This window comes from Thermanaeromonas sp. DSM 22490 (assembly GCF_056378755.1).
The window spans coordinates 25,269-34,805 of sequence record NZ_JBJHHE010000023.1 but is presented as its reverse complement, the minus strand read 5'-3'; the positions used below and the strand labels follow the sequence as shown (position 1 = coordinate 34,805).

Genomic DNA, 9,537 nt, shown 5'->3' with positions numbered 1-9,537 from the left:
AAGTAGATGTCATTACTATTTTCGATGTCGATATGCTAATACCTGCTAATTAAAATGAGTTTTTCACAACGCTTCTATTTCAATAAGGTCTTTAGATAGTCGCTTAATATAATCTGCCGCGTCATCATCCAGCCCCATTTGGATAAGCCCCAATACTACTTGCAAATGGTTCACAAAATCATGGTGTCTAGACCTTAAGGCGGTGATAAGCTTTTGAGCTTCTTCCAATCTTATCATTGCCTTCTCGGCTTCTTTTTCCTTATCGGCCAGCCTGACCATTTCCCGCACTGTCCAGAGGCTCGTAATCATCACAGCTAAGGCGGAAACCAGAACAACGAAAGCAGGTATTCGAAAACCAGCAAAAACATAATTATAGGCGAATAGAAGGAACAAGAAAAGCTGCAACAAAAGAAAGTTTATGAATAGGAGCCATCTTTTCCGCATTCACTATCCCTGCTCGCTGTCTTCTAGAGGTCTGGTCAGGGTGAAGCCGAAGAAAGCCTTAACGTATTCTTTTTTCTAAAGTCCACAAAAAAACTACCCGCTTACCAACGGGTAGTTTGGTTTCATATTACCATTTACCATTTTTGTTTTCTCCGCCTTACGGCAATCAAATAGCCTCCCCGCTATCTCTATGAAACAGTCTTCCTTTATCCTGAAAGCCGCCACGGCCAGGGCTAAATCCTCTCCCTCCAGGCATATCACCGTCGGCAAAGGAGTATCCTCCTTCCAGGACAAGACCTCCACAACTTGGAAACCGTAAGGGTCCAACCTGACCCGCACTTTGTCCCCCGCCTGGAGCAGTTTCGTTTCTATAGTGAACCATCGTTTTTCCCGGTCCCTGAATATTATACCCCCGAGGTTTTCTACAGTCCGGCCTGAAACCTTCAGGCCCGCTTCGTCAAAACTTACGGTCCCTTCGTATTGTTTCGCCCTTAGCTCAACGTCGTATAAGTTTGCCGAGATAACTATTGCAGCCCGGTCAACGAGGGGCCTTATTACCGCGGCGGTAAAGCCGCCGACGACTTCGTACACTTTAGTCCCTTCTCTGTTCTCCTTGACTTCTATACGCACCCCGTCGAGGGCTGCTTCTATGCGGTGTCGTAATTCAGTTACAAACGCTCCAAAGGAATTAGGTACATATGTATCTGCTCCCACCGGCTTATACTTTTCCACCAGGTCCTTCACCATTTCCCACCAGGGGCTCTCTTTGTCGGTTATTTTGATCACCCTGCCGTTTTCCCGCCCGGCGACGGCCAAAGCCTTCAAAACCCCCGCCCGCCTGGTGAGGACCACCCTCTTGGCCCGCCAGCCACCAAAACCTTGAGTGCCCAGCATGGCCAGGGTATCATGGCCGGGGTTATCGTTATTCACAAACACCTCATAAATAACCCTGGCAATGTCGAGATCCAGGGCTTCTTTTTGTGAGGGCAGGGACCTCAATTCTTCTTTGGACATAAAGGTGCGCTTAAAACTGCTGCGCTTGCTCTCGCGGTTGCGATTGTATACCTTTCTAATATTTACGCCCAGCGTGTTGGCTATAGCGCTGGGCTTATAACCGTTTTCCCGCAAGAAATCAATTTGGGAGGAAGTATCCCGGAGGCTTTCGAGTATTTCCTCCAGCCCCTCATGGGCGCGACTAACCCCGAGGGGTTTTTGCCCACAATTTTTGTTACCCCCCTCTATCTTTGCTTTTATGCGCCTTAGCTGGACTTTTACTTGGTCAACGCTTATCTCCAAAGCCCTGGCTATCCTTTTAGCCCCATATCCCTGCTCATACAGCTCCCATATCTGTTGCTGCTGCGGGCTTAAAGGTGATGAGCATACTATATATGACTCGCCCGGCACTTTTTATCCTCTCCCCGGAGACTCTATCTTCTTTTTGGAAGGGCTTGGAAAGCGAACGTCGAATTATAGCTTTAAATTAGATCATCTCGCCTTTTCTTCTCCGGAAGGTTGCGGTATATGTATGGCATCAGTCTTTTTCTCCGGATTGTACTCTAGCAGGATTCGCAGGGCCTTGACCATGCGGTCCATGTCCGGTTCAAATATGGGGATGTACTCTATATCGCGCGGCCAATCTTGCGATTGTCGGCTGGCCATTGATCAGCACCCCTTATGCCGGTCAGTATATTACCAGTGGTACCCTCAGTGGTTTACTGCCTCCGCTGGGGCAGGGTCTTTAGGTTTTTTGTACGAATCGTCCAACTCATGGGTACAAAAAAGCTCATCAATGGTACTTTGAAGAATATCTGCTATTGCTTTGGCAAGATCTATTGTAGGATTACGAATACCTTGTTCAATTTTGTAGTAGAATGAGGTTGAAATATTAAGCCGACGTGCCATTTCTGAAACTGGAATTTTCTTAGCTATACGAGCATCTCTAAGCACCACTCGCATCTTTGATAACCTCCAACCTGGACGATTCGTCCTATCACTAAACATATTATAATGGACAACTTGTCCAACGTCAACATCAAATTTCCCATTTAGTCCAAATTATTTTTGGCTTGGACATTATGTGCTAAAATAATCTAATGAAGTAGGAAATTTATAGTAGGTGAAGTCTGTGGCTGACTTTAAAGAACGGCTGAAAAAATTACGAGAAGAAAAACAGATTGGCCGGGATGAATTAGCTAAAGCTCTTAAGTTATCATACTGGGCTATAGCAAAATACGAAACTGGCGAACGCACCCCCGACCCCGAAACCCTACAAAGGCTTGCGGATTTTTTCGGTTGCAGCGTGGACTACCTTCTCGGTCGAACGGATGACCCTCGTTCCCTGAAGGACAAAGTTTTTGACCCGACTTACGAACCGACCGAAGTAGATTTGGAGGAACTCCTCAAGGAAGCCAATATCCGTTTCATGGGTGAACGATTAGCGACACAAGATAAGGAGAAGCTGCTCCAGATAGCGAGGATATTGTGGGAAGAGCGTAGAAACATAAAACAAGAAGAAGGTGATTAAACAATCAATAACTTATTCGCCATATGTTGCCTACTTCCTTTTTTCGGGGATGGAGAAGGAGGCTGGTCCAGCCCTGGAAATATAAGCTATGTCCTGTTCCAGAAAAGGCATTTTGATACGGATTTGAATAGCTTCGGAGCCGGTCTCTCGGGCTGCGGCTGCCTGGCAATAGCCATAAGCAGGTCCTGCCACGGTGCGGGGTCCCCTTCCAGGGCGGGCGGCTTTTTCCCGGAGTCCCTGCAGGTACCGACGGCGTCCAGAGGATAAAACTCTATGACTTCCGGTTTTACCTCCAGCCGCCTTAAATCTTCCAGGTGCATCTCCAGGACCGCCTTCTCGTACTCTCCCCCCGCCAAGGGGACCACCAGCACAGGGCAGGTGGCCAGCGCGGCTATGACCGGAGGCTGCTCAAACCACGACCCGGCCTCGACAACGGTCAGCTTTGGTCCCTCCGCTTCCCGTCCGTGGGAAACGGCAATCATCTCCTTGAAGAGCTCTACGTGCTCCAAAGAAAAGTCCGGTGTACCTATGTTGCGGAGCTTGTTGCCTGCCGGTAAATACCGCACACCCGAGATTTTCTTGCGCTTCTTCAGTATCTTTACAGCCAGCTCCGCGGTCATAGTGGTCCCAAAGGTCATTATGCCCGCGTCCTCCATACGGCACTTCGCAGGCTCCGTCTGCCTCACCCCGAACCAAAAGTCCGTCTCCGGGTTGGCTAGGTTGAAGTTGAGCAGGGCCACGTCGTAGCCCATCCGGGCGGCCGCCACGGCAAGATTAAGGGCGGTGAAACTCACCATACAGCCAGAAGGCGACCATACGGCGACCAGAGCCTCTTTCAGCCATTCCTTCCGGGGAGGGGAGGCCCTGAGCCACGGGGCGGCCCTGGAGTAATCGGCAGGGGGAGCAGCGAGGGCCTCATGAACTAGCTTCTCCCAGTCTGCCTCGGGTAGCCCGGCTATAATGTCGTAGATCCCCATGTGGACCATTGCGGCCACGGCGGGGTCTCCCGGGGTGCGGCCTGTAGCGAGGACGATTATCCTGGTAGTAGGGCGGAGCATCCGGTACCCGTCTACAGACCTTATGTTTTCTTCTCCCAGGTCTTGGGGCAGTTCCAGAACCAGCACATCGGCTGCCACTCTAGCAGCAGCATTTAGCGCCTGGGCAAGATCATCCTGGGCTGCAATAATACGCTCAAGAACCAGTTGGTACCCGGCAGAGGCTACAGCTTTTCTTAGAGCCTCCAGTCTTTCAGAAGTACATATGACCGTGCAAAGCATTTATAATGCCCTCCTCTCGTGCTCTAAGAATCTCCGAAGCACACTTAAAACCTTCTCAACACTGTACCCTTGGCCCAGGGCCACGGACCCGGCCAGCAGTGCGAGCTGCGGGCTTACCCTCTGGTGTTGGCTATGCTTACCGCCGAAGAGTATTTCCACCAGGAGGAGTATGGGGTGTCCCTTTAGTACCGCATACTCCCTTATAGGCAGCTTCAGGGCGGGGTTACCGGGGTCGGCCAGGGCCAGGGCCTGCCTGGCAGCACTGGCCTGCTTGAGGGCCATTTCCGCCGCCTGGGTGTAGCCGGCATAAAGCTGCACTGCTTCTTCATACTGGCGTACCTGGTTCATGAATTTTAAAGAGGTTCGGCACCCCCTCCAGGACCCTGCCCTGCCAGCGCCGGAACTCGTAGTCTATCGAGACGGACGCCAGCAACGGGCCGAGCAGGCAAACCGCCGCGGCAGGCACCAGGGCCAACACCCCCAAAAACTTCACGGTCAGCACGAAGACGAAAAAGGCTGCGGCCCCGCCTATAATCGCACCACTCCGGAATAGCTCCTGCGCCGTCCTGCCTACCGTTTGCAAGTACATGGTTTTCTTCGGCGAAAGGATTTTTTGCTGTATCCTCGTCCTTACCGCGTCTGCCACGACCGCCGCCGCGGAAGGCTCATCGGCCGTCGGGCAGAAGACCAGATAGAAAAAGACGAACGACGTTACGAAGAGGCCAGCAAGCGCAAGCAGAAGATCACCCCCTTTTTATTCCGCGCTCCCGGCTTCTGCGGCCAGGAATACGGTCCCGACTATCACCGCCGAGGCGACCACCAGGACCAGCTTCCCGCCGCCGGTAAAGTAAGAGGGCAGGAACAGAACGTCGACAAGGAACCCCATTAGAAGGAGGGCTATGACTACAAGGGCGGCCACTTTAGGCTCAAAGGTCTCTTTGCGCCTTTGGGCCAAAAGTCTATCTCTCTGCTGGAGGGCCGCACCCAGGCGCTTCAGGCCCCTGGCAGCTGCAGCAGGCCCCCCGGCCCGGTCGGCAGCGGCGAGTATGGCCGCCACGGCGTCGAACTCTTCCAGCCCGTACTTGCGGGCGAGATCGCCGAAGGACCTGGAAAAGGGCTTGCCGTAAGCCTCACGCTGGGCCAGCATGTCGCGGAATTCTCCGGCTAAGGGTTCCATCATCCTGTCGGCCATAACCCTCATAACCTCAGCCGCCGTCTGGCCGGCGGAAAACATACCCGCCGCCGAAACCACAAAGCTTTTGGCCATCTCCCTGAGCCTGGACCGGCGCCTCTCTTCGGCAAAGCCCACTATCCAGCCGGGCACGTACCACCCCAGGACGGCCCAGGGGATACCGCCGAGGACGGTCCGGCACAGGGCAGAGCCAACCACGAAAAAGGCCGCCGCCGAAGCCGCAGGTATGAGTTTATTGCGAACTAAAGACGCGGCACGTTCTTTTTCCGGCAGCTCACCTCCTGTAAGAAAGTAAAACAAGAGGAATAGCGATAGGCAGAGAGCCAGCACCCACAACCCTACTCACTCCCCTCCTCCTTCGGCATACAGGTACTTCTCGTGTACTTGCTGGTACTCAGGCTTCACGGTAGCGCCCCTGAAGGCCAGGCGGCCCAGCCTTTCCGGAGTTACAGGCGCTTCGTATATCCACCGGCGGACCTTCCCCCCGGTCCGGGCAAACTCCTCCTCGTCTAGCCGGAATATTGTCCGGTAGCCGGTTTTAGTCAGTTCCACCACGCTCATCAAGGTGCGCTTGCCGTCAAAGCTCTTGTCCAGGAAGACCAGGAAGTGGAACATGGCCCGGAGTTGCTCGTCGACATATTCCTTGGGCAGGGCCATGCCGCCTCGCTGGAACATCTTGGGCAGCCTGGACCTCAGCTCGTCCACTCCCCCGGCATGGCCGGTGGTCCAGAAGCCGCCGCTGGTGGACTCGGCAATCTCCGATGCTGCTACCACCTCCCCGCCGCGGATCTCGCCGACGATGGCCCGGTCCGGGTTGGAACGGTTTATCACGTCGCATATCCGCGCCAGGTCCACAAGCTTCTGTCCTCCGTAAGTAACCTCCACCATGTTGACACAGTTTGGGAGGCTCGGTAGGGAGAGCTCGAAGCTGGTCTCGCCTATGATCACCCTCTCATCCGGATCTATCTGCTCGCCCAGGCTCCGCAAAACCGTAGTCTTGCCGGAGTCCGTCCGGCCAAACACCCCTAAGTTGGCATGGCCCTTGACTATGAGGTCCACCAGGAAGTCTGCGATAAAGGCCGGCATCATGCCGTTTTGCACCAAGGCGGGCAGGGGCAGTGGAGGCCTCACCAACGGGGACTTCCGGATGGTCAGGGCCGTGCCCAGGGGGCTGGCCTTAAACCCTATAACCGAAAGGCGGGAGCCGTCCCGTAGCCAGGCGTCAACTATAGGCGCGTCGGCCGTAAAGGGCCGGCCCGCGTCCTCGCATATTTTCTGGGCGAACCGTTTCACTTCTTCGTCGTCTTTGAAGTAAGTGCCGGTAGCCGCATACTGTCTGCCCCTCATGCCGTAGAACACCCTGGGGCCGGTCGGCGTCGGGTTCACCATCACTTCGGTTATCTCCTCGGCGCCGGGTGCGGTGAAAAAGTCCTGCAAGGGGCCGTACCCGGTGAGCTGCCCCATGATTGTCCGGACCCCATCCTCTTTTTCATCAGGCGAGAGATCCTTCCGGGCGAAGACGGCGCTCCGGACCAGGGCCTCAGCGTCCAGCCGCGCTCCTCCGGTGAGAGAGCCCGAAAACAGCTCGGGATGATCGTGCATGAGCTGGCGGGCTACTTCCTCGATTATGGCTTCCTTCTGCCTCTCGATTTCTTCCAACCAGTTGTGGGTAGCAAATTCGAGAGAAATAGATACCACCTCCCGAAAATAATAAATAAAGTCAACTCTTGGCCAGTGCAGGCGCCCCTATAAAATAGCCAGCATCACTATCGCTAAAACGTAGCAAGAAACCCACGCCAGTTTGTCTATGATACCAAGGGGCCATAAGAAAACAGCGAATGCCACGGGAAGTCCTGTGATTACTGCGGCCGCAAAAAGCAATAGCATTTGCAGTCCCCGCCTGGTAACCTTCCGGTTCAAGCCCCCTTGGATCACAATAAACGATATGCCCAGCCAGAACATAAACGCCTCTAGAGCCGAGCTGCTTTTTTCATCCCAAGGCGTCCGACCGGCTAAAAGAAAAAGGAATTCTTTCGGAGAAGGGAGGGACTGCGTTCGTGTTGAATAGAAGAAATAACTGGTAAGAACCAAGGTTATTCCCACAACCCAAACAAGCCAAATATCAGAAAAATTAAATAACCGGGGGCGAATATAGTGCCGGAGGTTAAATCTATTTTTCTTCTGGTAGTGTTTTGGGGTGCATGGCTTTTCCTTTGCCTGTACTGGAAGATATCCATTGTGCTTTTCTGGGTCGGCTTTATACTCATTATCTGGTTTTTTCTGTTGATTTTTGCACCCAGGGTCAGCCTCTACTTTCGCTTGACCAAAAAAGGAAGACATGAATGGTCCCTCCTTAAAGGCACTTTCCGTTCTTTTTGGGTGCTAAGTACCACCGATCCGGAAGCAGCTCTGTGGAGGCTTTATCGGGATATGATCAAAAGGGCGATACCAGCAGCTTTAAAAAAAATACCAGCAGGAGACCGGATAGTGGTTGAAACACATTTATTTCGTCCAGGTCTTGCCATGCAGTTACCAGTGATACCCAGCATTGAACCAATGGAACCACGCTTTTTGCAAGTCTGTATAAGCCAAAGCATAGCCTGGATAACTACGATATTACGCTTTTTAATAACCCGTAAGTGGAAAAAGCCACATATGCATACCTGGTTCCGATTAACAGTTACTAAAACTGATGCCCTAAATTATTCTTATAGTCAAAACTTGAAAGGGCATCGCCGGCTCGCGCGCAATAAAAAACTGCTCTCATAAAGAAAAACTGCCCCTATTGGGTGGGACAAGTCGAGCATCCTTTCCCAAAAAGGTTCCCGCCCTAAATAAAAAACAAAAAAGCCGCCCCCAAAAAGGGAGCGGCCTTCTACTGCGCCGGTTAGAGTATATTTATGCCCGTGCCGTTTACGAGGAGCTGTCCGGAAGCCGTGCCCGAAGTCTGGCCTGTCTTTTGCACAGTATAGCACACCTCTTCTCCGTCTTCGTCTTCGTAGCAAACGGTGTATTCGTAGATGTACTCAATTGTATAGCTCGCGGTTATCGTATACTTGGTCGGGGGAGGAGCCATCTCGTTGGTGAGCAGGTTATATATAGGCGCTCCCGCCAGGCTCCAATCCTCCTCGAACTCCACCCACGCCTCATGGCCGGCCGTGTTCATGTTCACAGTTACCGTGCCCACGGGGTCCAGAGTGCAGTTAGCAAAGGTGAAATTAGGGTGCTTCTTGGGGTAGCTCAGGGTCGCCGATGTTATCCTCCAGGATACGAGGCTGCCCCTGGGAGGATCCGGAGCCTCGGGCTTAAGGACGGCCTTTACTATATCCGCGTACTTGGCCGTGTTCACCGGCCGGTCCTCGGGAGGCACGTAATTGCCGTATACGTCCTGGCCGCCCTGGCTCCGGGCGTAGAAGACCAGCTCGGCGCTGGTGCTTACGCTCCTACCGTCCTCATCCTCGCCGGGACCGGAGCCTCCACCCGGTCCGCTGCCCCCACCACCACCGCCGTCACCAGGGTATTCCCACTGGTGCTCGCCGCCCTTAAAGCGGCTGTACATATCCTCTATGGAGCCCGGGTCAAAGCCCCACTTGCGGGTGATCTCATCAATCTGGTCCCGGCTGGTGATGGTGTCCAGCACCTGGCCCGTGGCGGCATTGTATATTTCTATAACCGCGCCTACCCGGAGCACCCCGGGCCTGCTGGCCAATTCCTTGAAGAAATCCATCTGGTCAGACGGAACTCCCATAACTTTGGCCAGGTCTTCTATGGTAATGGTAATCACACTGACCGTCCTCTTCCCGGGTTCGGGCTTGGAGCGTCTAAGTACGGAAGCGTCTATCTCGCCGGAATAATGCCCCCCAACATTAAAAGTTATCTTCGCAGTGCGGTATCGAATCCCAGTAGTGGCACCGGTGTTGGTGACGTTGTAGGTTATCTCTTTTAGAAGGCCGTCTTCATCCCAATCAATTTCAACAGTCTCTGTATAAAAATATTCAGTTGCGCTATAGTCTTTAACCGTTAAGGCCATTGCCGGAAAAGCACCGATCAACAAGAACACTACTGCCAGCAGTAGAGTTGTTGCAACCTTCCGCATGGCC

At 53.3% G+C, this 9,537-nt stretch carries 12 protein-coding genes; 1 reads left to right on the top strand and 11 read right to left on the bottom strand.

The window, feature by feature from the left end; translation table 11 throughout:
* Positions 1 to 63 precede the first annotated feature (63 nt).
* From AC1BI1_RS12620 to AC1BI1_RS12605, 4 genes are all read right to left on the bottom strand, one after another.
* Positions 64 to 444 (bottom strand): Spo0B domain-containing protein, encoded by a 381-nt coding sequence (locus AC1BI1_RS12620; RefSeq protein ID WP_476717657.1) that lies wholly within the window; start codon positions 442 to 444, stop codon positions 64 to 66.
* A gap of 93 nt (positions 445 to 537) precedes the next feature.
* Complete coding sequence (locus tag AC1BI1_RS12615; protein ID WP_476717656.1) at positions 538 to 1,848, bottom strand: helix-turn-helix transcriptional regulator; 1,311 nt, start codon at positions 1,846 to 1,848, stop codon at positions 538 to 540.
* 81 nt (positions 1,849 to 1,929) lie between these two features.
* On the bottom strand, positions 1,930 to 2,103 hold the full coding sequence (locus AC1BI1_RS12610) for a hypothetical protein (RefSeq protein ID WP_476717655.1): 174 nt from the start codon (positions 2,101 to 2,103) through the stop codon (positions 1,930 to 1,932).
* Between the two features lie 45 nt (positions 2,104 to 2,148).
* On the bottom strand, positions 2,149 to 2,400 hold the full coding sequence (locus AC1BI1_RS12605) for a helix-turn-helix domain-containing protein (protein WP_476717654.1): 252 nt from the start codon (positions 2,398 to 2,400) through the stop codon (positions 2,149 to 2,151).
* Positions 2,401 to 2,560: 160 nt separating this feature from the next.
* Here AC1BI1_RS12605 and AC1BI1_RS12600 point away from each other — a divergent pair, with 160 nt between their 5' ends.
* The gene (locus AC1BI1_RS12600; protein WP_476717653.1) at positions 2,561 to 2,968 is read left to right on the top strand and encodes a helix-turn-helix domain-containing protein; all 408 of its coding nucleotides are present in this window, start codon (positions 2,561 to 2,563) and stop codon (positions 2,966 to 2,968) included.
* A gap of 86 nt (positions 2,969 to 3,054) precedes the next feature.
* Here AC1BI1_RS12600 and AC1BI1_RS12595 read toward each other — a convergent pair whose 3' ends face one another.
* The 7 genes from AC1BI1_RS12595 to AC1BI1_RS12565 form a co-directional block, all read right to left on the bottom strand.
* A complete protein-coding gene (locus AC1BI1_RS12595; protein WP_476717652.1) occupies positions 3,055 to 4,245 on the bottom strand; it encodes a hypothetical protein in 1,191 nt (396 codons plus the stop codon).
* Complete coding sequence (locus tag AC1BI1_RS12590; protein WP_476717651.1) at positions 4,246 to 4,593, bottom strand: hypothetical protein; 348 nt, start codon at positions 4,591 to 4,593, stop codon at positions 4,246 to 4,248.
* A complete protein-coding gene (locus AC1BI1_RS12585) occupies positions 4,571 to 4,891 on the bottom strand; it encodes a hypothetical protein (protein ID WP_476717650.1) in 321 nt (106 codons plus the stop codon). Before AC1BI1_RS12585 ends, AC1BI1_RS12590 begins: the two co-directional genes overlap by 23 nt.
* Positions 4,892 to 4,999: 108 nt before the next feature.
* Entirely contained in the window at positions 5,000 to 5,767 is a 768-nt protein-coding gene (locus AC1BI1_RS12580) for a type II secretion system F family protein (protein WP_476717659.1), read from the bottom strand.
* Between the two features lie 12 nt (positions 5,768 to 5,779).
* Complete coding sequence (locus AC1BI1_RS12575) at positions 5,780 to 6,784, bottom strand: ATPase, T2SS/T4P/T4SS family (protein ID WP_476717649.1); 1,005 nt, start codon at positions 6,782 to 6,784, stop codon at positions 5,780 to 5,782.
* A 399-nt stretch (positions 6,785 to 7,183) separates the two neighbouring features.
* Positions 7,184 to 7,777 carry a hypothetical protein gene (locus AC1BI1_RS12570; RefSeq protein ID WP_476717648.1) on the bottom strand — a complete coding sequence of 198 codons (594 nt, stop codon included), beginning with the start codon at positions 7,775 to 7,777 and terminating at the stop codon, positions 7,184 to 7,186.
* A gap of 547 nt (positions 7,778 to 8,324) precedes the next feature.
* Entirely contained in the window at positions 8,325 to 9,533 is a 1,209-nt protein-coding gene (locus AC1BI1_RS12565) for a hypothetical protein (RefSeq protein ID WP_476717647.1), read from the bottom strand.
* Positions 9,534 to 9,537 lie beyond the last annotated feature (4 nt).